Source organism: Methylocystis sp. ATCC 49242 (assembly GCF_000188155.2).
GTDB lineage: Bacteria > Pseudomonadota > Alphaproteobacteria > Rhizobiales > Beijerinckiaceae > Methylocystis.
Window position 1 is genome coordinate 3,812,394 of record NZ_KE124774.1, and the last position, 23,972, is coordinate 3,836,365.

The 23,972-nt window shown below is 66.4% G+C and carries 17 protein-coding genes and 1 tRNA gene; 10 read left to right on the forward strand and 8 right to left on the reverse strand.

Features of this window, described 5'->3' with window-relative positions; translation table 11 throughout:
- Positions 1 to 126: 126 nt before the first annotated feature.
- From MET49242_RS20790 to MET49242_RS20800, 3 genes are all read left to right on the forward strand, one after another.
- Positions 127 to 474: a hypothetical protein gene (locus MET49242_RS20790; protein ID WP_036285770.1), complete on the forward strand. Its 348-nt coding sequence runs from the start codon at positions 127 to 129 to the stop codon at positions 472 to 474.
- Between the two features lie 59 nt (positions 475 to 533).
- Complete coding sequence (locus MET49242_RS20795) at positions 534 to 716, forward strand: glycine zipper domain-containing protein (protein ID WP_051134372.1); 183 nt, start codon at positions 534 to 536, stop codon at positions 714 to 716.
- A gap of 235 nt (positions 717 to 951) precedes the next feature.
- Positions 952 to 1,287: a hypothetical protein gene (locus MET49242_RS20800; RefSeq protein WP_144259735.1), complete on the forward strand. Its 336-nt coding sequence runs from the start codon at positions 952 to 954 to the stop codon at positions 1,285 to 1,287.
- Positions 1,288 to 1,312: 25 nt separating this feature from the next.
- On the opposite strand, the gene MET49242_RS20805 is transcribed toward MET49242_RS20800, so the two are convergent.
- Positions 1,313 to 1,389, reverse strand: a tRNA-Asp gene (locus tag MET49242_RS20805).
- Between the two features lie 190 nt (positions 1,390 to 1,579).
- Here MET49242_RS20805 and MET49242_RS20810 point away from each other — a divergent pair.
- The 4 genes from MET49242_RS20810 to MET49242_RS20825 all read left to right on the forward strand — a co-directional run bounded on the left by MET49242_RS20810 (position 1,580) and on the right by MET49242_RS20825 (position 7,100).
- Entirely contained in the window at positions 1,580 to 1,882 is a 303-nt protein-coding gene (locus MET49242_RS20810; RefSeq protein ID WP_244430864.1) for a succinate dehydrogenase assembly factor 2, read from the forward strand.
- Positions 1,879 to 5,424 (forward strand): transcription-repair coupling factor, encoded by a 3,546-nt coding sequence (mfd, locus tag MET49242_RS20815; protein WP_036285776.1) that lies wholly within the window; start codon positions 1,879 to 1,881, stop codon positions 5,422 to 5,424. Before MET49242_RS20810 ends, mfd begins: the two co-directional genes overlap by 4 nt.
- 181 nt (positions 5,425 to 5,605) lie before the next feature.
- Entirely contained in the window at positions 5,606 to 6,541 is a 936-nt protein-coding gene (locus tag MET49242_RS20820) for a Spy/CpxP family protein refolding chaperone (protein ID WP_036285778.1), read from the forward strand.
- A 271-nt stretch (positions 6,542 to 6,812) separates the two neighbouring features.
- Positions 6,813 to 7,100, forward strand: a complete 288-nt coding sequence (locus tag MET49242_RS20825; RefSeq protein ID WP_036285780.1) for a hypothetical protein — start codon at positions 6,813 to 6,815, stop codon at positions 7,098 to 7,100.
- A 77-nt stretch (positions 7,101 to 7,177) separates the two neighbouring features.
- Here MET49242_RS20825 and MET49242_RS20830 read toward each other — a convergent pair whose 3' ends face one another.
- Entirely contained in the window at positions 7,178 to 8,845 is a 1,668-nt protein-coding gene (locus tag MET49242_RS20830; RefSeq protein WP_036285782.1) for a multicopper oxidase family protein, read from the reverse strand.
- Between the two features lie 294 nt (positions 8,846 to 9,139).
- Between MET49242_RS20830 and MET49242_RS20835 the strand changes: the two genes are divergently transcribed.
- Positions 9,140 to 10,156, forward strand: a complete 1,017-nt coding sequence (locus tag MET49242_RS20835; RefSeq protein WP_036285784.1) for a TonB family protein — start codon at positions 9,140 to 9,142, stop codon at positions 10,154 to 10,156.
- Here the strand turns inward: MET49242_RS20835 and MET49242_RS20840 are convergent, their stop codons facing one another.
- From MET49242_RS20840 to MET49242_RS20865, 6 genes are all read right to left on the reverse strand, one after another.
- Positions 10,157 to 10,933, reverse strand: a complete 777-nt coding sequence (locus MET49242_RS20840) for a polyphenol oxidase family protein (RefSeq protein ID WP_051134373.1) — start codon at positions 10,931 to 10,933, stop codon at positions 10,157 to 10,159.
- 15 nt (positions 10,934 to 10,948) lie between these two features.
- The gene (locus MET49242_RS20845; RefSeq protein WP_036285786.1) at positions 10,949 to 12,031 is read right to left on the reverse strand and encodes a class I SAM-dependent methyltransferase; all 1,083 of its coding nucleotides are present in this window, start codon (positions 12,029 to 12,031) and stop codon (positions 10,949 to 10,951) included.
- Positions 12,028 to 12,852: a prolipoprotein diacylglyceryl transferase gene (lgt, locus tag MET49242_RS20850; protein ID WP_036285788.1), complete on the reverse strand. Its 825-nt coding sequence runs from the start codon at positions 12,850 to 12,852 to the stop codon at positions 12,028 to 12,030. The genes MET49242_RS20845 and lgt overlap by 4 nt, the downstream gene beginning before the upstream one ends.
- A gap of 138 nt (positions 12,853 to 12,990) precedes the next feature.
- Complete coding sequence (locus tag MET49242_RS20855) at positions 12,991 to 15,198, reverse strand: 3-hydroxyacyl-CoA dehydrogenase NAD-binding domain-containing protein (RefSeq protein ID WP_036285790.1); 2,208 nt, start codon at positions 15,196 to 15,198, stop codon at positions 12,991 to 12,993.
- A gap of 152 nt (positions 15,199 to 15,350) precedes the next feature.
- Positions 15,351 to 16,559, reverse strand: a complete 1,209-nt coding sequence (locus MET49242_RS20860; RefSeq protein WP_036285792.1) for an acetyl-CoA C-acetyltransferase — start codon at positions 16,557 to 16,559, stop codon at positions 15,351 to 15,353.
- Positions 16,560 to 16,616: 57 nt separating this feature from the next.
- Positions 16,617 to 18,410: an acyl-CoA dehydrogenase C-terminal domain-containing protein gene (locus MET49242_RS20865; protein WP_036289009.1), complete on the reverse strand. Its 1,794-nt coding sequence runs from the start codon at positions 18,408 to 18,410 to the stop codon at positions 16,617 to 16,619.
- A 373-nt stretch (positions 18,411 to 18,783) separates the two neighbouring features.
- Between MET49242_RS20865 and MET49242_RS20870 the strand changes: the two genes are divergently transcribed.
- Positions 18,784 to 23,475 carry an SEL1-like repeat protein gene (locus tag MET49242_RS20870; RefSeq protein WP_051134374.1) on the forward strand — a complete coding sequence of 1,564 codons (4,692 nt, stop codon included), beginning with the start codon at positions 18,784 to 18,786 and terminating at the stop codon, positions 23,473 to 23,475.
- A 102-nt stretch (positions 23,476 to 23,577) separates the two neighbouring features.
- Positions 23,578 to 23,877 carry a hypothetical protein gene (locus MET49242_RS20875; RefSeq protein ID WP_036285794.1) on the forward strand — a complete coding sequence of 100 codons (300 nt, stop codon included), beginning with the start codon at positions 23,578 to 23,580 and terminating at the stop codon, positions 23,875 to 23,877.
- Positions 23,878 to 23,972: the final 95 nt, after the last annotated feature.

Sequence of the window (23,972 nt, forward strand, 5' to 3'; positions counted from 1 at the left end):
GTGGCGCTCCCGCGAGGGCAAGCGCTCCATAACCCAGATTGCAGGAGGACCGCCTCCAGGCAGGGCGAGCGGCGATGACCATCGCCGGATAGGGACTTCTGCGAGGCTGATATAGGACGCGAGCAAATGACCCGAATTGTCGAGCATCGCAGCGCCATCCCGAACGGCCCGGTGATCGAGGTCCACGTCCGCCGCGACGCCAGCGCCGATCCACCCGTTATCGCCTCGGTCAACATCAACGTCTTCGGGCAGGATCCGGACCCCACCGCTTTCCCTGCGCGTATGCCGGTCATGGAGGCGTTCCTGCAGGCGCTCGCCTATGCCGAGCGCGCGGGAATTGCGGTCTTGTGGATTGACGACCCAGGTGGATTTTTCCGCCCGAAAAGCGCCTTGCGAAGGACGTCGGCGAAAACGAGGGGTGAGCCCCTCGCCGATCCTGACGCTCCAGCGGCCAATTGCCAAAGTGCGCCCTAAATAACGCTGATGAAACGATCAGGCGCAACGTTTGATCAGCGCACCAAGGCATCAGAAAAATGGCCAAAACATACGACCACGATAGCGACACAACGACTATCCTCGCCCTCAGCGGAATCGGCGCGGCGATCGGAGCGGCTCTTGGCGTTCTCGTTGCAAGATTTGACGGCGCCTTTGTTGGCGCCATCGTCGGAGCGATCGGCGGCGCAATCCTGGCAAGATGGCTGGAGCGAGCGGCCTGAATCGTTGAGCCGACTTTAGGACTGTTTGAGCACGGCCGGCAGGACGCTTGACGCCAGACAAAAAGGCCGCCCCTTCGCTCCGCGGCGGCCTCCGTGTCCTTCACATCACGGCTCGGGGTCAAGATGGGCGAGAGAGCCACGACCCGGGGGGGCGGGGGCGGCGCATTTGCAGCGCTCCGTCATGTCGCATCCCTGCCGCAAGGATTTGCCGCGTCTATCGGGAGATCAATGGGACTTGCTGCAGGCCGACGCAATATGGATGGACGCCTCAATCGTCCTCGCGGGGCGGCGCGGGCGGGCGATCGTCTTCGGGGAAGCGGAAAGGCGCAGGCTGCCGGATTTCAGACGCGCCGGGGGCGGTCGAAGCCTCGCGGGGCGGGAGCGGGCCGAGCAGATCGAAACGAAGCTCGCCAACGACTTCGAATCGGGCGCGTTCCTTGATCAGACCTGCGCTCCCGTCGCTCCGACGACGGAGCGAAAAGTTGATGAAGCGAGAAAGAAGGGCCGCAAGCAGAGCAAGAGTCTGAATTTCAGAAAATCAGTCGGCCAAAATCGTCTGAAAAGACGCTGACTATGATGGAAGCGATTGAATTATATGGCGAGAGAGACGGGGCTCGAACCCGCGACCTCCGGCGTGACAGGCCGGCGCTCTAACCAACTGAGCTACTCCCCCGCGCGGCGCGTTGTTCGCGCGAGGACTGCGGGATAGGGCAGCGGCATTTTGAAGTCAAGCGATTCCGACAGCCGTCGTCACGCCGGAGGAATTTTCCACCGCCGCGACCCCTGGCCGGGCGCAGGAATCGCCGCGCCGGCGGAACGCGCCCGCGCTTCCCTTTCCCGCCCGGCTGGGCTAAGCCGCGCGCATGACAGACGATCCCGCAGCCGCCGCTGGCGGGCTGAGCGAAAGCGAGCTCCGCCGCCGCCGTATAAAGATTCGCGCCTGGCGCCGCGGCATGCGGGAGCTGGACATTCTCCTGGGCGGATTCGTCGACGCGCAGCTTTCGGCGCTCTCCGACCCGGAATTGAGCGAATTCGAGGGGCTGCTCGACCTTCCAGACGCCGAGCTCCTCGACTGGCTCTCGGGCGCGACGCCGCCGCCGGAGCGGGACACCGCGCTACTTAGACGAATCATCGCCTTTCACACCCATGAGGGACCGATCCATTGAGCGCGCCCGCGGCGAAGACAGGAAGCGGGGCGGCTGAGCTCGCGGCCGCGAAAAAGCGCCTCGCTAAGGGAGAGAAGCTGCTTTTCTCTCATGCGCCGGAGGGCTTCGACGCCTTTCTCTGCGCCGATCTCGCCCGGGCGCTCGCCCGCGAGGCGGAGGGGCGCCCGGTGGTCTTCGTGCATGTCGCCCGTGATTCGACCCGTTCGGCGGCCTTCCGCGAGGCGCTGCGATTCGCCAATCCGGACGTCGAGATTCTGGACATCCCCGGCTGGGACTGCCAGCCCTACGACCGCGTCTCGCCGCACGCCAATGTCGTCGCGCGGCGAATGACGGCGCTCTCGCGCCTCGCCCGCGCGAGCTCGTCGGAGGAGCGCCCGCGCGTCGTGACCACGACGGCCGACTGCCTTTTGCAGCGCGTGCCGCCGCGAAAAATGGTCGCCGCCGAGAGTTTTTCCGCCGCCCCCGGCAATGTGGTGAAGCTCGACGAACTGGCGTTGTGGCTGGAGGCGAACGGCTTCCTGCGCGCCAGCACCGTGCGCGAGACCAGCGAATACGCCCAGCGCGGCGGCATCATCGATCTCTTCTCGCCGGGCATGCCGGCGCCGATCCGGCTCGACTTCTTCGGCGACACGCTCGAATCGATCCGAAGCTTCGACCCCGAGACGCAACGCGCGACGGGGCAGTTGCGCGCGCTCGATCTCACGCCGATGAGCGAGCTGCGGCTCACCTCTGACACCATGCGCCGCTTCCGCCAGAATTACGCGGCGCGCTTCGGCGGGCAGACGCGGGGCGACGCGCTTTACGAGGCGGTGAGCGAGGGGCGGCGACATCACGGCATGGAGCACTGGCTGCCGTTGTTCTACGAGCGGATGGACACGCTCTTCGACTATCTCGGCGACGCGCCGCTGATGCTCGACGCTTTGGTCGAAGACGCGGCGAGCGAGCGCCTCAAGCAGATCGCGGATTATTACGACGCGCGCAAATTCTCGCACGACCTCGATCCTGCCGCTTCGAATTACAAGCCGCTCGAACCGCGTGAACTTTATCTCACGAGCGAGGAGTGGAGCGACGCGCTCGCCGAGCGCGCCAGCGCGCAATTCTCGCCTTTTGCCTCGGAGCGCGGCGACGCGATCGATTGCGGCGCGCGTCCGGGACGAGATTTCGCGCCAGAGCGCAACGAACCCGACGTCAATGTCTTTCAGGCTGCGGCCGACCATGTGCAGGCGCTGCGCGGCTCCGGCAGAAACGTCATCGTCGCCGGCTGGTCGGACGGCTCCTGCGAGCGTCTCGGGCATGTGCTCGAAGAACATGGCCTGCGCGATCTCAAGACCGTCTCCTCGCTTCCGGGAGCGCTTGCGCAAGGGCCGGGCGGCGTCGCGCTCGCGGTGCTCGGCGTCGAGCATGGTTTCGAGACGGACGCCTATGTTCTGCTCGGCGAGCAGGACATCCTCGGCGACCGCCTCGTGCGTCGCCGTCGCAAGCGCAAGCCCACCGAAAATCTTCTCGGCGAAGTCGCCGCGCTCACAGCCGGCGATCTCGTGGTGCATGTCGATCACGGCATCGGCCGTTTCATCGGTCTCGAGACGATCACCGCGGCCGGCGCGCCGCATGATTGTCTGGAGCTGCATTACGCCGGCGGCGACAAGCTCTATCTGCCGGTCGAGAACATCGAGCTTCTGACCCGCTACGGCGGCGAGGACGCCGAGGCGCAGCTCGACAGGCTCGGCGGCGTCGGCTGGCAGACGCGCAAGGCTCGGATGAAGAATCGCATCCGCGAGATGGCGAAGGGTCTCATCGCCATCGCCGCGCAGCGCCAGCTGCGCCAGGCGCCGAAGCTCGCGCCGCCGGAAGGGCTATACGACGAATTCTGCGCGCGCTTCCCCTATGACGAGACGGAAGACCAGCTTGCCGCCATCGAGGCGGTGCTCGACGATCTCGCCTCGGGCCGTCCGATGGATCGGCTGGTCTGCGGCGACGTCGGCTTCGGCAAGACGGAAGTCGCGCTGCGCGCCGCTTTCTGCGCGGCGATCAACGGCAAGCAGGTCGCCGTCGTCGCGCCGACGACGCTGCTTGCGCGCCAGCATTACAAGACATTCTCCGAGCGTTTCGCGGGCCTGCCGATAAAAATCGGCCGCCTGTCGCGCATGGTCGGCGCTGCCGAAGCGCGCGAGACGAAGAAGGAGCTTGGCGAAGGCAAGGTCGATATTCTCGTCGGCACCCACGCCATTCTCGGCAAGGGCGTCAATTTCAAGGATCTCGGCCTCGTCATCATCGACGAGGAGCAGCATTTCGGCGTCGGGCACAAGGAGCGTCTGAAAGAGCTGCGCGCCGAAGTCCATGTGCTCACGCTCTCCGCGACGCCGATTCCGCGCACTTTGCAACTCGCCATGACCGGCGTGCGCGAACTCTCGCTCATCACGACGCCGCCGGTCGATCGTCTCGCGGTGCGCAGTTTCATTTCTCCATTTGATCCGCTGATCGTGCGCGAAGCCTTGCTGCGCGAACGCTATCGCGGCGGACAGGCCTTCTTCGTCTGCCCGCGTATCGAGGATCTGGAGGAAGCCGCCGCCTTCCTGCGCGAGAATCTGGCCGAAGCGAAATTCGTCATCGCGCATGGCCAGATGAGCCCGAGCGAACTCGAAGACAAGATGTCGGCCTTCTATGACGGCAGGTTCGATATTCTTCTCTCCACGACCATCGTCGAATCGGGGCTCGACATTCCGTCGGCCAATACGCTGATCGTCTGGCGCGCGGACATGTTCGGCCTTGCGCAGCTCTACCAGTTGCGCGGCCGCGTCGGACGCTCGAAGACGCGCGCCTATGCGCTCTTCACCACGCCCGCCAATCGCGCCATCACGCCGCAGGCGCAGAAGCGTCTCGAAGTCTTGCAGACGCTCGATACGCTCGGCGCCGGCTTCCAGCTCGCCAGCCACGATCTCGACATTCGCGGCGCCGGCAATCTGCTCGGCGAGGAACAGTCCGGCCACATCAAGGAGGTCGGCTACGAACTCTATCAGCAGATGCTCGGCGACGCGATCACGCTGCTGAAGGCTGGCGTCGAGGAGCCGCAGGAGGAGGTCTGGTCGCCGACGATCGCGATCGGCGCGCCGGTCACGATACCGGAGGATTACATCTCCGATCTCACCCTGCGCCTGCAGCTTTATCGTCGTCTCTCGACGCTCGAAACGGATCACGACATCGAGGCTTTCGCCGCCGAAATGATCGACCGTTTCGGCCCCATCCCGCCGGAGGTCGAGCAGCTTCTGGAGATCGTCGCCATCAAGGCCATGTGCCGTCGTGCGCATGTCGAGAAGGTCGACGCCGGGCCGAAGGGCGTCATCGTCTCTTTCCGCGACAATCATTTCGCCGATCCGGCGGGCCTGGTGCGCTATGTCGCGGAGCAGGGGACTCAGGCCAAGGTGCGGCCCGACATGCGCATCGTCTTCATCCGAGAATTCGAGACGATGAAGCAGCGCCTCGCCGGAACACGCCGTATCATGCGCGCGCTCGTCGGCATTGCGGAGAAGGGCAAGGCCGCCTGAATGGTGCGGCGCGACGATTCGTCGGCTCGCAAGATTGCTTGATTTGTGACAAAGTTACGGACCTTCGCGCGCGATGCGCGCAGGCTGCGAATCGGATTGTCAGGCGCCCGGCCAGACATTTGAACGCGCCAGCGTTCGTGGTCGCCGCGTCGAACAAAATACATAAGCTAGGGAGGGTCTCATGACGACGCAGAACAGATTCTTGCGCGGCAAATGTTTCACGGCCAGCGCGGCCGCCTTGCTGCTCGGGGCGGGCCTCTCCATCGCGCAGGCGCAGCAGGCCGGCGATCACGCCGGAATGGATCACAGCAAGATGGATCACAGCGGCCACGGCGCCGCGAATGCGCCGATCCAGTGGGCCGACCCCGGCAAGGCCCAGTCCGGCGCCGCGCCCGAAACGGCCGCGGCGCCCGAAGCGCCGAAGGCGGACGCGGGCAAGGCCGACGAGCATTCGGGTCATCATGGCGGCATGGGCGGCATGAAGCATGACGGTGGCATGGGTGGAATGGGCGGCATGGGCGGCGGAATGTCGGGCATGAACCATGGCGGCGGCGGCGCAGGCGGCGGCATGGGCGGCATGAAGCATGACGGCGGAATGGGCGGTGGAATGTCGGGCATGAGCCACGGCGGCGGCGGCATGGGCGGCATGATGAAGAACATGATGTGCGGCTTCACCGAACATCTCGAGGGTCGCCTCGCCTATCTGAAGGCCGAGCTGAAGCTGACCGACGAGCAGGCGTCGTCCTGGAACACATTCGCCGAGGGATGGCGCGCGGCCGCGCAGAAGGCCAGCGCCAAATGCGCCGCCACGGACGAGCGCATGGACCATTCTAAACCCCCGGTGCTGCACAAGCTGTCGATGATGGAAAACCATATGGTCGATCATCTCGACATCGTGCGCGCGCAAAAGGCCGCGATCGAGCCCTTCTTCACGACGCTCAGCGATGAACAGAAGAAGATCGCGAGCGAGACGATGACGAGCATCATGAAAGTCGGCATGTCCATGGGCGGCGGCGGCATGGGCGGTATGATGGGCGGAATGGGTGGAATGATGGGCGGCATGGGCGGCATGAGCCACGGCGGCGGCGGTGGCGGCATGGGCGGCATGCAGCACTGAAGCCCGCGACAATGAACGAGACGGCCTCGCATCTTCGGGTGCGGGGCCATTTCTTTGAGCGGCCGCGACCTCGCCGCTTCCAAGCAGGGCAGAATTGCCGGATCATAATTGCTTGTAGATTCGCCCAAATTTCGATCGGCTGACGACGGCCCTAAAGTCGTCACAATGTTGGCGGCTAAAATTGGCCTGTCGCCTTGCGGATGATGTTCCCGTCGCGGCTTTCGGACTTGCCGGCGTTGATGTCGCGTCCGTTCAACCATGAAGGACACTAATGACGAAGATCCGCGTTTTCGCGTGCTGCGCGCTTGTCATGGCGGCCGCCCCGGCCCTTGCAAAATCTTCCGCCGCCGACGCCGTCGGCGCCGTTTTTTCCCGCCCGACTCCGGTCGCGCGCAAGGCGGAGATTGGCCGTCAGGTCGCGCGTGTGTGCAACCTGTCCCTCTCCGAGGATCAGCTGAACAGGGCGTCTGCCTTCATCGAGGCGAACCGCGCCAAGGGCGTCGCCTGGGTCGCCGATCAGATCAGCAGAAGCGAACTCAGCTACGTCTGCAATATCTGACGTCCGAGTCCCTCGGATCGTGGGTCTCCGTGCTCGCATCGATCGGCGCGCCTTCGGGAGCGCCGTCCGGGAAGGCGTTACTCCACCGAAAACTCGCGCATCATGCCCATGTCCTCATGTTCGAGGTTGTGGCAGTGATACATGAAGCGCCCCTTGAAATCCTGGAACGGTTTGACGATGCGGATGCGCTCGCCCGGCGCGACGAGCACCGTATCCTTTAGCCCGCTGTCGACGAATCCGTCGCGGACGGTGGCGTAAGCCTCTTCATCGTCGCCTTCGTAAATGCGGCTGACAATCTCGAACTGTTGTCCGTGAAGATGGATGGGATGCGCCATCGACATGCCCATCATTCCCATGCCGCGCATGCCGCCGCCCATGCCCATGCGGCCGCGCATCATGCCCATGCCGCCCATTCCCATGCCGCGGCCCATTCCCATTCCGCCCATTCCCCTGCCGCCCATCATTCCGCCCATGCCCATGTGGCCGTGCCCGTGGAAGATTTCCAGCAATTGCACCGTATCGACGGGGATGTGCTCCTGTGGCAGCAGGTCGTCGTGTCCGAAGGTGCCACCGTTCAGCAGCATCGACATGTGCGCCATGGTGATCTCGATCGGGATCGGATCATTCCGATTGGCGACCTCCTCCATCCGGTAGTGTTTGATCGTCGAAAGTTTCTCGGGCAGCCTCGGGCTCTCGCCGACGGCGCGCGTCACCGTCGCGGAGAAGATCGGGAAGCCGTCGGTCATGGAGATCGCGCTGCCCATCATGCGCTCCGCCATCGGCGGAACGAGGCCATAGAAGCCGCCGCTCCACATCACGAGTTTCGACCCGACGGCGCGGCCGCTGAAATCGACCCAGAGATCCACGCGCTCCGCCGGCGCGAGCATCACATATGGTTTCGTCTCGGGCCTCTCCAGAAGGCCGCCGTCGACGCCGATCACGGTGAGCGGCGTTCCGTCGTCCCACCCGAGCTTGTATATGCGCGCGTTGGAGCCGTTGAGAATGCGTAGCCGATAGGCGCGGCTCGCGACTTCGAGCTTGTAGTCGGGACGTCCGTTGACCAGCACGCGATCGGCGTAAAAGCCGAACATGCTGGTGTGCATGTCGTCGCCATAGACGAGCTGGTTTTCGCTATCGAAGGAGCGGTCCTGCAGAACGAGCGGAATTTCATATTCGCCGGAAGGCAGACCCAGCGCGCGCTCCTCCGCGTCCTCGACGATGAGGCCGCCCGCGAGGCCGCGATAGACCTGAGTCGCCGTCGCCTCATGCGTATGCGGATGGTAGAAATTCATGCCCGCGCGATTGCGCACCTCGAACTCGTAGACATAGGTCTGCCCCGGCTCGATCGCGGCGGAAGGATGGCCGTCCGCCGCCATCGGAACATGCAGCCCATGCCAATGGGTGATGGTGTGCTCCGGAAGTTCGTTGCGCAGGCGGATGCGCACCTTCTGCCCCTTCACGAGGCGCATCAGCGGGCCGAGATAGCTGTTGGGCAGGCTGGTCAGCGTATTCGGCGGCCCTTTCACAAGATTGCCGACGTAGCGCCACACCTGCGTGGGCTTTCCGCCCAGAATTGGAATCGCGTCGCGTTTGCAAACGAGTTCGATCTCGACGTCGGGATTGAAGTTCGCGGAGGCGACATTCGGGACCCCCTGTCCACCGTGGTCGAGAGCGAAGGACGGAGTCGCCGCAGCCGCCGCCGAAAGCAGAAATCCGCGCCGCGTGAACTCGATTCTGTTGAGCATCGATCCCCCTTGCGCGCGTTTTACACCGCGCGAGGCTTAAATTAGCTGCCTCTTATATAAGCAGGGGCGGAGCCGAAAAAACTGCGGCAAATGGCGTCATTGCGCGAGGAAAGGACGCAGCCATTTCAGCCCCATGCGCGGAAGGTTTGCGAAGCGGCCACGGACTGTGCCAAAATTACAGCGCTTTCGCCGTGTTCAAGGCATGAGTGACGCCAGGGCGGCGACAGCGGCGACGATGCAATCCGTATATGGCGCGCGGCTTGCGCGTGAACGGCGGCGGGTTTCTCCATCGCGATGAATGAGACTGTTCGACAAAAAGCGTTCGGCGCGAGCCTGGCCGCGGCTGCGATGGATCGGCTGTTCGAGCCGCGCCGCGACGGCCGACTCATGCCGCGTCCGCGCTTTGCGGCCTTTATTCTGCTGTGCCTGCTGCTGCACGCCGCCATTCTCGCCTTCCTGCTGTGGGAGGATCAGCGCAATGCGCTTCTTCCGCCCGCGATCGAGGAAATCCCCGTCGAGGTGATCACCGAGCCGCCGCCCCAGCCAAAGGAGGAGCCGCCTCCGCCGGAGCCGCCGCAGCCCGAGCAAAAGGCCGAGGAACAGAAGCAGAAGCCTCCGCCGCCGCCGACCGAAATCGAGGAGCCTGCCTTCGATGCGCCCAAGCTCGAGAGCAAGGAGAAGAGCGAGCAGAACGCCCCCGAGGAGGCGAAGGAGGCCAAGACCAAGCGCAACGAGCCGGAAAAGCTCGCGCCGAAGGACGAGAAGCCTCAGGGCCTGAAGGACGCGCAGGACGACGCGGACGGCGACAAGCCGCCAGAGCCCGCGCCCGAAAAGCAGGTGGAGGACAAGCCCGACGCCGAGATCATCGAGCGCGCGGAGAAGACGCCCACGCCCACCGAGAAGCCCGACACGAAGGACACGAAGCCGGCGAAGAAAGGCGACGCAAAGTCGATCGCCGATCAGGTCGCCGCGCTGGCGCCGCTGCCGGATTTCAAGCTGGCCGCGCCGCCCAAGCAGTCGCCTGTCGGCGGCGGGCAGGCGAAGACGACCTATCTCACCATCCTCTATGGCCTCATCATGCCGCATATGCAGATCCCGGCGCGGGTCCGCGCGAGCCAGATTTCGTCGAGGGGCGTGGTCGCCTTCTATATCGACGAGATGGGCAATCTCACCCATCAGGCGGTCTATAAATCGAGCGGCATGCCCGATCTCGACGCCGCCGCGCTTTCCGCCGTGCGCAGGGCCGCGCCCTTCCCGCCGCCCCCGCGCGGCCTGCCGCATTCGATGCTGTTCACCTACGCCACGAAATGATCACGTGAGCGCTATTGCGGACACCAGCCGCCCGTAGTCCGGCTCCCGCCGATGCACGCTGCGCCGGTAGCTGAAGCAGCGCGTTTCATCCGTATAGGTGTCGACGGCAAGGCTCTCGAAGGAGGCGACGCCGAGCGCCTCGACCCGCGACGCGATGAAGCCCGGCAGGTCGAACATCGAATGGCCCTCGCGCGGCGAGGGCGCGAAGAAGCGCGCAAAGGCGCGGTCGGACTCGATGAAGCGCGCGGAAAATTCCGGCCCCACCTCATAGCTCTCCGGGTGGATCGCCGGTCCCAGCGCAACATGGATGTCCGCGCGCCGCGCACCCTGTTTTTCCATGGCGACGACGGTCGCCTCGATCATGCCGCCGAGCGCGCCTTTCCAGCCCGAGTGGCAGGCGCCGATCACGCCCGCGCGCGCGTCCGCGAAAAGCAACATGCCGCAATCGGCTCCCGTGACGCCCAGGGCGAGCGACGCCTCGCGCGTGACAAGCCCGTCGCAGCGCGGCCGATCCTCGGGCGCCCAGGGCTCGCTGACCGTCATCGCGTCGGCCGAGTGGATCTGGAACGGCACCAGCAGCCGCTCCGGCGCGACGCCGACCCGCGCCGCCATGCGCGCGCGGTTTTCGCCGACGCGGGCCGCCTCGTCCCTGGAGCCGACGCCGCCGTTGAGAGATGCGTAAACGCCCTCCGACACGCCGCCCTCGCGGGTGAAGAAAGCGTGGCGCACGCCGGGCAGATCGAGATTTCGCGCGCTGAGCGCGGGCGGATGGGTCACTCGCCGCTCCTGTGATTACACGAAGAAGCCCGGCAGGTCGGGCATGTCGGGATGCGTCACCGCCATCACCTTGAAGAGCGCGCCCATGTGGCGCCGCGGGTCCTGCGTTCCGGTCAGCCGGTCGAAAGCGCTGGCGATCTCCTCCGCCTGTTCGGCCGTCGCCTTCTTCGACAATGATTGCGCCCGCCGCTCGATGCCGAGCTGAAGCAGGAAATGCGCCTGCGTCACCGGCCCCATCACCTTTGCGCCCTGCGCGCGCGCCGCGCGGCCGAGCGCGGCGAAATCGACATGGGCGGTCAGATCGGCCTCGCCCGGCGCGGAGAGAGGATCGACATAGGTATGGCGGGCGACCGCCTGAAGGCTGTCGCCGAGCGAGGTCTGCGTATAGCCATAGTCGATGACCAGCATCGCGCCGCCTTCCGCGACCAGTCTCGCGGCGATGTCGCCCATCAGGCGCTGGCCCGCGGGGCAGACTTCGATGATCGAGCCCTCGCGCGCCGCTGCGGTCAGCGTCGGTTCGACGCGATCCGAAAGGCCGAAGGCGAGTTCGGCGCCGGCGTCGAGCCCCACGAGCCGCTCGCGCCAGCCTCCGATCGTCTTGACGAAATGGCGCACGGGCAGGGCGTCGAAAAACTCGTTGGCGAGAATGAAGGCCGGCCCATGCGGCGTATGTGCGAAATCCGTCGCCCAATCCACCGGCTTCGCGGCGCTGGCGAGCGTCTGCCGCTGGATGTCGCGCAGCGCCGGGCTCATTTCGACGAGATGCGCCGTGATCGCGTCGAGAAATTGCGGCGATATGCGCGCGACGCGCAGCACATCCGACATCAGCGTGCCTCGGCCGGGGCCAAGCTCGATGAGCCGCGCAGGCGAGGGCGACCCCGCCGCGCGCCAGGCTTCGCTCGCCCATACGCCGATGAGTTCGCCGAACATCTGGCTGATCTCCGGCGCTGTGATGAAATCGCCGCCCGCGCCGAAGGGATCGCGCGTCATGTAATAGCCATGGAGCGGATGGCCGAGGCAGAGCGACATGAAATGTTCGAGCGTCATAGGCCCGTCATGCGCGATGGCCGCGGCGATCTCCTGTTTGAGCGGATTCATGCCGGGACGCTCCTTTTGCGCAGCGCGTTCAGCATGGCGAGCGCTCCCAGAAGAACGAGCGGCAGCGACAGAACCATGCCCATCGTGAGCCCGTGCGGCAGCGCCTCCTGCACGGGGTCGGGCTCGCGGAAGAATTCGCAGAAAATGCGCGCGAGGCCATAGCCGACGCCGAAAAGCCCCGTGATGAGGCCCGGCCGCTTCAGCGCGCCGCCGCGCGCGGCGAACCACAGCAGAAGCCCGAGCGCAACGCCCTCTAGCCCTGCTTCATAAAGCTGGCTCGGATGGCGCGGCGCGTCGCCGGCGCCCGGAAACACCATGCCCCAGGGGACATCGGTTTCGCGGCCCCACATCTCTGGCTTGATGAAATTGGCGAGCCGCCCGAAGAACAGACCCACAGGCGCCACGGCCGCGCAGATGTCGCTGATGGTGAGGAAGGGGATGGCTCCGCGCCGCGCATAAAGCGCCATGCCGATGATTGCGCCGATGAGCCCGCCATGGAAGGCCATGCCGCCTTTCCACGTCTGAAAGATTTCCAGCGGATGGGCGAGATAGAAGCCCGGATCATAGATCAGCACATGGCCGAGGCGCCCGCCGATGATGATTCCGAGCGCGACATTGACGAGAAGATCGTCGATCCCCTCCCGCGTCGGCCGCGCCTGTCCGCTCGACCAAAGCGACTCCTTGCCGACAAGCGCGCGCATGCCGAACCAGGCGAAGACGAAGCCGCCGATATAGGCCAGCGCATACCAGCGCAGCGGCAGGGGCCCGATATTGACCGCGACCGGATCGACCACCGGAAAGGGAAGGGCGAAAATGGGCATGAGAGGCTGAAGTCCGAACGCGCGGCGCGGGTGGTGAGTCGCGCTTCGTTAACCTTTTTAGCCGTCGCTTATGGAGATGTCATGTCCCGCGGGAGCGTCCCTCGGCCTACGGACGAGGGACGCAGACATCTGGCGGTTTCACGCCGCCTTCTGTTTCGGCATGAACCGGCCGTAGAAAGTATCCCCCTTCGCCGCCATGTCGCGCAGCAACTGCGGGGGCTCGAAGCGCGGGCCGAACTTTGCCGCGAGCCTGTCGCAGAGCGCCACGAAAGCCTTTGCGCCCATGCCGTCGATGTAGGAGATCGTGCCGCCGGTGAAGGGCGCGAAGCCGAAGCCGAGGATGGACCCGACGTCCGCCTCGCGCGGATCGGTGACGACGCCCTCCGCCATGGTGCGCGCCGCCTCCACCGCCTGAACGACAAGCAGCCGGTGCTTCAGCTCCTCTATGTCTATCGTGTCAGTATCGAGCTGCTTTTCCGCGAGGGCGGAAAGGCCGGGCCAGAGCGATTTCTTGCCGTCGGCGGGATAGTCATAGAAACCCTTGCCATTTTTGCGGCCGAAGCGACCCTGCTCCTCGACCATGTAACGCAGCACGCGCTCCTGACGCGGATCGACCGCCTTCTCGCCCAGATCCTTCTTCGCGGCGCAAAGGATTTTCCAGCCGAGGTCGAGCGCGACTTCGTCGTTCAATGACAGCGGACCCACAGGCATGCCGGCCATGCGCGCGACATTCTCGATCATCGCCGGCGGCACGCCTTCGGTCAGCATGATCTGGCCTTCGCGCACGAAGTTCAGCACGCAGCGATTGGCGTAAAAACCGCGCGTGTCGTTGACGACGATCGGCGTCTTCCTGATGATCCGCACGAAATCGAGCGCCGTCGCCAGCGCGCGGTCGCCCGTCTTTTCGCCCATGATCACTTCCACGAGCAGCATCTTCTCGACCGGGGAGAAGAAGTGAACGCCAATGAAATTCTCCGCCTTCTGCGAGGTCTCGGCGAGCGATGTGATCGGCAGCGTCGAGGTGTTGGAGGCGAAGATCACGTCCCCGCCCACAACGTCCTGCGCGCGTTTCGTCACATCGGCCTTCACCGCGCGGTCCTCGAACACGGCTTCGAGCACGAGATCGCAGCCCTTGAGCGACGCATAGTCGGCAGTGGCGTTCACCCGAGCCATCAACGCCTCCTTGTCGGCGGCGGTCGCGCGGCCTTTCATGACGGAGCCGGAAATGAGCTTGTCGATGACCGCCTTGCCCTTGTCGGCGCTCTCCTGATCGCGATCGATCAGGACGACGTCGAGCCCATTGAGCGCGCTGACATAGGCGACGCCGGCGCCCATGAAGCCCGCGCCGATAACGCCGATTTTCCTGAGATTGGTCGGCGGAACATTCGCCGGACGATGCGCGCCCTTCTCCAACTCGCCCTTGGAAAGAAACAGCGAGCGGATCATCGCCGCGGCTTCCTTCGAGCGCAGTATATGCGCAAACCAGCGCGCCTCGACCGTCAGCGCCTGATCCATGGGCAATTGCAGGCCTTCGTACACGGCGTGCAGAATGGCCCTTGCGGCGGGATAGTTGTTGTATGTCTCGCGGCGCAGGATGGCGTTCGCGGCGGGCCAGATCATCATGCCCGTCGGCGAGAAAACCTTGCCGGACGGGTTCTTGAAGTCCTTCGCGTCCCATGGCGCGAGCGCCTTGCCGCCATTGACGATCCACGCCTTTGCGCGATCGACGATCTCCGCTTTTGGCGCAATCTCATGCACGAGCTTCGCGCCGAGCGCCGCCTTCGGCTTGACCTGATCGCCCCGGAACAGGAACTGAAGCGCGTCGCCGGTCTGCATGATGCGCGCGACGCGCTGCGTGCCGCCGGCGCCGGGGAAGAGGCCGACCTTGATTTCCGGCAGGCCGACTTTCGTTTTGTCGTCATCCGCCATCACGCGATAATGGCAGGCGAGCGCGAGTTCGAAGGCGCCGCCGAGGCACACGCCGTGAATGGCGATGGCGAAGGGTTTGCCGCAGGTCTCGAGTTTCCGATAGAGCAGGGAGAGCCGCCGCGCATTCTCGAGGAAAAGCCTGTTCGCCGCTTCCTCGCCCTGCTCCTTCAGCGCCCTGGCGTATTGCGCGGCGCCCTGCTGCAGCATGGTCAGATCCGCCCCGCCGGAAAAGGCGCTCTTGCCGGACGCAATCACGCAGCCCTTGATCGCGGCGTCGCTCGCGACCTTGTCGACGACCTGTTCGAGTTCGTTCATCACTTCGGGCGTGATGACGTTCATCGAGCGCTCGGGCATGTCCCATGTCAGGAGCGCAACGCCGTCGGCGCCGGTCTCGAAGCGGAAATTGACGAGGTTCATTGACTGCTCCCAAAATTCTTCTCAAGCCGCTTTCGAGCCTCGTCCTTCGATACGCCGCGCTTCGCGGGCTCCTCAGGATGAGGCTCGAGAGTGTTTCCTCATCCTGAGGAGCGAGCGACGCTCGCGTCTCGAAGGACGAGGAAACGCCGCATTCACACCCGCTCGATGATCGTCGCCGTGCCCATGCCGGCGCCGATGCAGAGCGTCACCAGCGCGATGGATTTGCCCGAGCGCTCCAGTTCGTCCATCGCCGTTCCCATCAGCATGGCGCCCGTCGCGCCGAGCGGATGGCCGAGCGCGATGGCGCCGCCATTGACGTTGACTTTCGCTGCGTCGAGTTCGAAAGCCTGCAGGTAGCGCAGCACGACCGCCGCGAAAGCTTCGTTGACCTCGAAGAGATCGATGTCCGAAAGCGACATGCCCGCGCGCTTCAGCACCTTCTTCGTCACATCGACGGGGCCGGTCAGCATGATCGCGGGTTCGGAGCCGATATTGGCGAAGGCGCGGATGCGCGCGCGCGGCTTCACGCCGATCTTTTCGCCCGCTTCCTTCGAGCCCACGAGCACGGCGGCCGCGCCGTCGACGATGCCCGACGAATTGCCGGCGTGATGCACGTAGTTGAGCTTCTCGATTTCAGGATAGGCCTGTATCGCGACGGCGTCGAAACCGCCCTGTTCGGCATAGAAGGCGAAGGAGGGCTTCAGGCTCGCGAGCGACTGCATGTCGGTTCCCGGCCGCATATGTTCGTCGCGGTCGAGGATCGTTATGCCGTTCACGTCCTTCACGGGGGTGATGGATTTCCTGAAGCGCCCTTCCTCCCACGCCTTCGCGGCGCGCCTTTGGGATTCGACGGCGTAGGCGTCGACGTCGTCGCGGGAGAAACCGTATTTCGTCGCGATGAGATCGGCGGAAACGCCCTGCGGCATGAAATAGGAGGGAATGGCGATCGTCGGATCGACGGGCCAGGCGCCGCCCGAGGCGCCGATGCCGACGCGGCTCATGCTCTCGACGCCGCCGCCGATCGCGAGGTCATGCTGGCCCGACATGATCTCGGCTGCGGCGAAATTCACCGAGTCGAGCCCCGAGGCGCAGAAGCGGTTGATCTGCACGCCGGGAACCTTGTACGAATAGCCCGAGGCGATCGCCGCCGCGCGGGCGATGTCGCCGCCCGCTTCGCCGACGGGGTCGACGCAGCCGAGGATGACATCGTCGACTTCGGGGCCGGCGAGATTGTTGCGCTCCCTGATCGCCTTCAGCGCCGTATTGGCGAGGCCGAGCGAGGAGACTTCATGCAGCGAACCGTCCGGCTTGCCGCGTCCGCGCGGCGTGCGCACGGCGTCGTAGATATAGGCTTCGGGCATGGGGTCTCCTCAGATGGGCGCATGGCGACGCGCGCGCCTCACGCGCCGCCTTATTTCCTAGAACATGTCCTCGGGTAACGACATCATCGTGTCGGCTCCGGTCGAAATGCGCGCGAGGCGCAGGCTCGTCTCGGGCAGCATGCGCTCCATGTAGAAGCGCGCCGTCGTGAGCTTTGCGTCCATCCACGCGGCCGCGTCTGGCTCGCGCGCCTTCTTCTCGATCGCCGCACGGGCGATTCTCACCCACATCAGCCCGAGCGCCACGCGGCCGAAGAGATGCATGTAGTCGTAGGACGCGGCGCCGGCGTTGTCGGGCTTGGCCATGGCGTTCTGCATCAGCCACATGGTCGCCTTCTGCAGGTCGGCGAGCGCTGACTGCGCCGGGGTCACAAAGGGCTTCATCGCTTCATCGCCGCTGAGCGAACCGAGAAATTCGGCCGAGTCCTTGAAATAGGCCATGATCGCGCGGCCGCCGTCTCGCGGCAGCTTGCGGCCGACGAGGTCGAGCGCCTGAATGCCGTTGGCGCCCTCGTAGATCATGGCGATGCGGGCGTCGCGGACGAACTGCTCCATGCCCCATTCGCGGATATAGCCGTGCCCGCCGAAGACCTGCTGCGCCTTCACGGCGTTGTCGAACCCGACATCCGTGAAGACGCCCTTCAGCACCGGCGTCAGCAGGCCTAGGCGATCCTCCGCCGCCTGACGCGCCGCCGGATCGTCGGAACGATGGGCGATGTCGCTGTCGAGCGCCGCCGCGAGCGCGAGGCCGCGCGCCGCCTCGTTGAACGACCTGATCTCGAGCAGCATGCGGCGGATGTCGGGATGCACGATGATCGGATCGGCGTTCTTGCCGGGGTTCTTCGGCCCGGTGAGCGCGCGGCCCTGCAGGCGCTCCCGCGCATAGGCGACGGCGTTCTGATAGGCGACCTCGGACTGGGAGAGGCCTTGCACGGCGACGCCCAGCCGCGCCTCGTTCATCATCACGAACATGGCGTTCAGGCCACGATTGGCCTCGCCGACGAGAAAGCCCTGCGCGCCGTCGTAGTTCATCACGCAGGTGGCGTTGCCGTGGATGCCCATCTTTTCTTCGATGGAGCCGCAGGCGACGCCATTGCGCGCGCCGAGCGAGCCGTCCGGGTTCACCAGAATCTTCGGCACGATGAAGAGCGAAATGCCCTTCACGCCGGCCGGGGCGCCCTCGATCCGGGCCAGCACGAGATGTATGATGTTTTCGGCCAGATCATGCTCGCCGGCCGAGATGAAGATCTTCTGACCGGTGATCGAATAGCTGCCGTCGGCGCGCGGGACGGCCTTGGTCGTGAGCAGGCCGAGGTCCGTGCCGCATTGCGGCTCGGTCAGGTTCATCGTGCCGGTCCAGCGGCCTTCGGTCATTTTCGGCGCGTAGAGGCGCTTCTGTTCGTCGGAGCCATGGGTCAGCAGCGCCGCGAGCGCGCCCTGCGTCAGGCCGGGATACATGGCGAAAGCCATGTTCGCCGAGGAGGCGAATTCGCTCATCGGCATGGTCAGCGTATAGGGTAGGCCCTGTCCGCCATATTCTTCCGGCACGGGCAGGCCGATCCAGCCGCCCTGCGCATAGGCGTCGAAGGCCGCCTTGAAGCCCGGCGGCGCAGCGACGCTTGCGTCAGGCTTGCGCGTGCAACCCACGGCGTCGCCCGACTGGTTCAGCGGCGTGAGAACCTCCTCGCAAAGCTTCCCCGCCTCGGAGAGAATCTGCGCCGCCACGTCCGGGGTGACGTCCGCGAAACCGGGAAGACTTCCGAACTGCTGGAAATTCAGCACGTCGTTGAGGAGAAAAAGCGTGTCGTCGACCGGCGCCCTATAGCTCGGCATATACGCCTCCTTGAAAGTCAACGCTTTTCCGCCGCGCCGCGCGCGCCGGCGAAGCGCCGACGCGTCATAGGTAGATAGGCGAGCGGAGCCGCGCAATAGGCGGTGAACGTCGCTCACAACTCTTGATGCGGCGGCAGGATAGATGTTTCAATGGTTAAGCTTACGAATCACAGCCACGGCAGGGTCGGCCGCAAAGGTGAATGAAACGGCGCCGGTTGAGCTAAATCTTAACCGCTTATTTACCTTGATTGACGGAAAGTCGTCGCCGTTGGCGCCCCGCGCCCCGAGTTAAGCGCGATTCGCGCGGTTCCGAGTCGGTTCCCTTCGTCTCTTCAACATCTTGCCCACGGGCCTCGACCCGCCGGACACCCACATGACCAAGGCTCTTTCGCGCAATCTCCGTGGCCTCGATTACGACACGCGCGAGGCGGCCCGGGCGGCCGCGCGCCGCTCTGGAAAGAGCCTGGGCGACTGGCTCGACGACGCGATTCGCGAGAAAGCGGACGAACTCCCGGAGGAGGATTTCGACTCCGACGAGGATGGCGACGGCGACCGTCTCGACGCCGCCGCGCGCCGGCTCGCCCGTTCGCGGCGCGAGCCCGAGCCGCCGCGCGAAACCCGCCGCTGGCGCGACGACGCCGAGGATCGTCGCGAAGCCTCGCAGCGGTGCCAAAGCCGCCGGGAGCCGGAATTCGACCATGAGCCGCGCCACAAGGAGCCGCGCGGCGGCGCGCATCGCGGTCGGGAGCGCCGTGACTGGGAAAGCGAGGGCGACGCTCCGCGCCGCTGGCGCGACGAGGAGCCGCCGCGGATCGATCCGCGCGCGATCGTCGACGACGCCGCCGCCATCGTCGAGAAGCGCCTCGCCGAGAGCGAGCGCCAGACCGCCCGCGCGCTCGACAATCTCGCGGGGCTCATCAAGCGCAGCCAGCGCCGCGACGACGGCGCGGACGTCAAAAAGGTGATCGCCGCCTTCGCCCAGCGCACGGAGGAAAGCGAGCGCCAGACCGCCCATGCCCTGAACGACATCGCCGCCGTTCTCGAAAACGGCCAGCGCGAACGCGACGCGGCCGAGAGCGGGATCGCCGCGCTCGCCGACAGGCTCGGCCGCATCGAAAGCCGGCTCAGCGAGCAGCCGGGCGCGAACGCCACTGTTCGTCCGATCCGCAGCGCGCTCGCGCGTCTCGAGTCACGCCTCGACAAGCTGTCGAGCGAGGATCGCACAGCTGACTTCGAGGACGCGTTGAGCGGACTCGACAAGCGCCTCGCCGACATCGCCCGCCGGCTCGACGAGGACGCCCGCGAACGCGAGGAGCGCGAGCGCCAGGCCAGGCTCGCGCCAGTCGCGCCGCCCGCGCCCGCGGCTCCGCAGCCGGTCGCGCCCGCCCTCGACATGAACGGGGCCAGCGCCGCCGCGCTGGAGCAGGGCCTGCGCCGCGTCGAGCCGCGCACGCGCCGTCCGCTCGTCGACGCCATCGCTGAAATCACGCAACGACAGCGCATTCTCGACGAGGACATCGTCCGCGCCAGCGCGCCGATTCCCGCCCCCGCTCCCGAGCCGGACGTCTGGGGCGGCGAGCCGCCGGCCCAGCGCTTCGCGTCCCTGCAGGCGACGCTCGACGCGATCGCGCAACAGCTCGACACGGTTCGTCAGGACTCCGGCGAACGCGCCGACCAGCAGATGGTCGTCATGCGCCAGGTCGAAGGTCTTCGGCGCGAGGTCGAGGACATGTCGCGCGCCATCGACGATCTCGCGCCGCGCGCCTCCGTCGCCGCCGTCGAAACCGCGCTGCGCGATCTCGCGCATCGCATCGAGTCGCAGCGCCATCGCGGCGTCGCCGACGATCTCCTCGCCCCGGCCGAGCGCATCGCCGGCGAATTGCGCGCGGTGATCAGGGAGCTCGATCCGAGCCCGATCGTGCGTAACCTTCATGCCGATGTGGAAACCATCGGCCGCCGTCTCGACGCCATGCAGGCGTCGAACCCCGACGATTCGATCGCCCTGCGCGAACTCTCCCTGCAGACGCGCGAATTGTCGGAGCAGACGCACGAAATCAAGCAGCAGCTTTCCGCGCTCGCGGCGCGCCCCCTGCCGCTCGAAAAGCTCGAGACGCGGCTCTTCGATCTGAGCCAGCGCGTCGACGCTCTGGCGCTCGCCCACAGCAACGCCTCCAAGGCCGCCGCCGCGCTCGACATGGGCGAACTCGTGCGCGCGATCCGCGCCATTGTCGCGGCGGAGACGGGCAGCGGCTTCGAGACCTTCAATCATCGTCTGGACCAGCTCGCCGGCAAGCTCGACGACGCCGTCGCGCGCGTCGGCGGCAAACGCTTCGACGAACTCGGCGAGCGCATCGACGCGCTCGGCAAGTCGCTCGCGCAGCGCATCGACAAGAGCGCCGCGCAGCAGAAGCCCGTGGATACGGGGCCGCTGGAGCAGCTCGTCGCCAAGCTCGCCAAGAAGATCGACTCGGCGCTCGATCATAAATCCCATGCGCCGGCCTTCGAGGAAATCGGCCGCAAGATCGAGCGTCTCGAAACCCGCTTTGCCGATCCCGCGCCCAAGGAATCCATCGCCCGTATCGAGGCGATGCTGGCGAAGCCTGTCGCCGACCGGCAGTTCGCCGAACTCGCCCAGCGCATCGACCTCGTGCACAAGACGCTGGCGCAGCGGCTTGAGCAGGGCGTCGGCCCGAGCGAAGCCGCCGACGTGCGCTACATCGAGGAGCTGGTGCGCGGCCTCGACCAGAAGATCGAGACCGCGCTCGAAGCGGGCGTGAGGCAGCCCGAGCTGCAGGCGATCGAAAACCAGATCGGCCAGCTCTCCCGCAAGATCGACCGGCTCGAGGACCCGACCGCCAATCCGAAGCTGGGCGCGCTGCTCGCGCGGCCGCAGCACAATCCGCAACTCGACGACATTTCCGATCGTCTCGAACGCATGCAGCTCGCGCTGGCTCAGCGCGCGGAAGAGGGCGCGCGCGTCGAGGCGCGTCAGAGCGATCTCGCGGCGCTCGTTTCGGAACTCGCCGACCGCATGAATCAGGCGCTCGATCCGCGCGACGACACAGCGGCGCTGAAAGCTCTGGAGAGCCAGATCGGCGCGCTGTCGCAGCGTCTCGACCGCAATGACCACAACGGCGCCGCGCTCGCCGCGATCGAATCGAAGATCGGCGGGCTCGTCGCCCAGATCGAGGACGCGCGCACGGCGACGACTCTCGCGGCCGAAGAGGCCGTCCGCCGCGCGACGCAGGACATTCTGCGCGAAGCGTCGAGCGCCGATCCCTCCGCCCTGCGCGCCGCGGTCGAACGTGAACTCACCGACATCCGCAAGACGCAGGACGAGAGCGGCCAGCGGACGCATGAAACGCTGCTCGCCGTGCATGAGACGCTGGAGCGCGTGGTCGACCGGCTCGCCATGTTCGAGGACGAGCTGAGCGAAATCCGCAGCGCGCCCGCGCCCGCCTCTGTCGCCGCGCCCGCGGCGCCTGCGCCGTCGCCAGCGCCCGAGCCCGTGACGGCGACCCGCAGACGCGCGGAGGATTGGCCGGCCGTGAACTCGCCGCGCCAGCCCAACGCGCGCCTGATCGCCGAGCCCGTGGCTCCTGCGGCCGAGCCGCGCCGTGGCCGGGTAGAGACGAGCGACGACGAAGACCTGATGGACTTTCTGCTGCCGCCGGGCGGCGGCGGCGGGCGGCGCGAGCCCCCACTGTCCGCGCCCGCGTCGGTCGAGGAGGAGGAGGAGGACGTCGCCCCGGTCGGCCCGCGTTCGGTGCAGTCGGACTTCATCGCCGCCGCCCGCCGCGCCGCCCAGCAGGCGGCGCTCGACGCCAGCGCGGCGGAGTCGCAGCACGCCCGCCGCGCCGCCGCGCGCGCCAGGGTCGACGCTCCCGAAGCCCGCGAAGGCGGGAAGATCGCGAAGTTCGGCTCGATCGGCGCCGCCATTCAGGAGCGCAAGCGCCCCCTGCTTCTCGGTCTCGGCGCGATCGTGCTGCTGATTGGCGCCTATCAGATCGCCCGCGTCAGCATCCAGGGCGTCGATAACGGCGCCTCGACCCATCAGGAGCATCAGGAGGCCGAAGCCGCCGCGCCGGCGCCGACGACCGCCGACGCGGCTCCGAAGGCCGAGGCCCCCGAGACTCCGGCGGCGCCCGTCGCCACGCCGAAAGACGCGCCGCCGCCGCGCATGATCTCCCCACCGCAGGCGACCGATCCGACAAAGCCCCAAACGCGCGGCGCCCCGCCGCGTATGATCTCTCCCCCGCGCGCCGAGGATTCGAGCCCCGCGCAGACGCCGGCAGGCGCCGCAAGCCTCGAAACGCCGGTCGATCCGACGCCGACCGGCGCGATCAGCCCCGCGCCGGTCAATCCGCTGTCCGCGACCGACGCGACCAACGCCATCAAGGCGCTCGCAGCCGGGGGCGACGCCGCCGCGCAGTACGAGATGGGCGTCCGCTACGCCGATGGCCGAGGCGTCGGCCGCGACGCGCGGACCGCCGCACAATGGTTCGAGAAGGCGGCGGCGCAGGGTCTTGCGCCGGCGCAGTATCGGCTGGGCTCGCTCTACGAGAAGGGCGTCGGCGTCGAGCGCGACTTTGCGAGCGCCAGGAAATGGTATCAATCCGCCGCGGACGCCGGCAACGCTCGCGCCATGCACAATCTCGCCGTGCTTGTCGCCGAGGGCGGCGACGGCAAGCCGGATTACACGGCGGCGGCGCAATGGTTCCGAAAGGCGGCGGAATTCGGCGTTCGCGACAGCCAGTTCAATCTCGCGATCCTCTATGCCAGAGGACTCGGCGTCGAGCAGAATCTAATCCAGTCCTATCTCTGGTTCGCCGCCGCCGCCCAGCAGGGCGACGCCGACGCCGGCAAAAAGCGCGATGAGGTCGGGGCGCGGCTGGACTCGAAGGAACTCGCGACGGCGAAGGCGCTCGCCGAGGGCTTCCACGCCAGGGAGCCGATCCGCGACGCCAACGACGTGCTCCCTCCGAAACTCGGCGGGCAGGCGGTGAAGGACCCCGTGAAGGCGCCGGTCAAGCCGGGCGCGAAGGCGAAGGTTTCGCAGATTTGACGGGGCAGGGGCGACGGTTTTCGAGGCGTTAATGATTCGTCTACGAAATCGCTTCTATTGTCCTGATCCAGCGGGCCTGATGACCCTGTTGGAGAGTGAGAGATGAGAAAGACCCTCGCCGCCCTTCCCGCCGCTCTTGCGATCGGGACGCTTGCGCTGGCGCCGTCGACGCCTGCGCGGGCGGACTCCGCCGGCCCCGCCATTGCGGCCGGGATCGGCGGCTTCGCGCTCGGCGCCATCGCAGGCGGCGCGCTCGCCCAGCCGCGACCGCCCGTCGTCTACGCCGAGCCGGTCTATGTCGCGCCGCCGCCGCCTCCGCCGCATTGCTGGGTCGAGCGCCGTCCGGTGTTCGACGAATGGGGCTATCAGGTCGGCTTCCGCCCGCGCCGCATCTGCGACTGAGGCGCGACCGTCGCTGTGTCCCTTGGAACTCCCGCGGAGAAATTTGCGGGAGCTTTCGTTTTTGGCGCGCCTTCCATGAAAATTAACCATGTGCG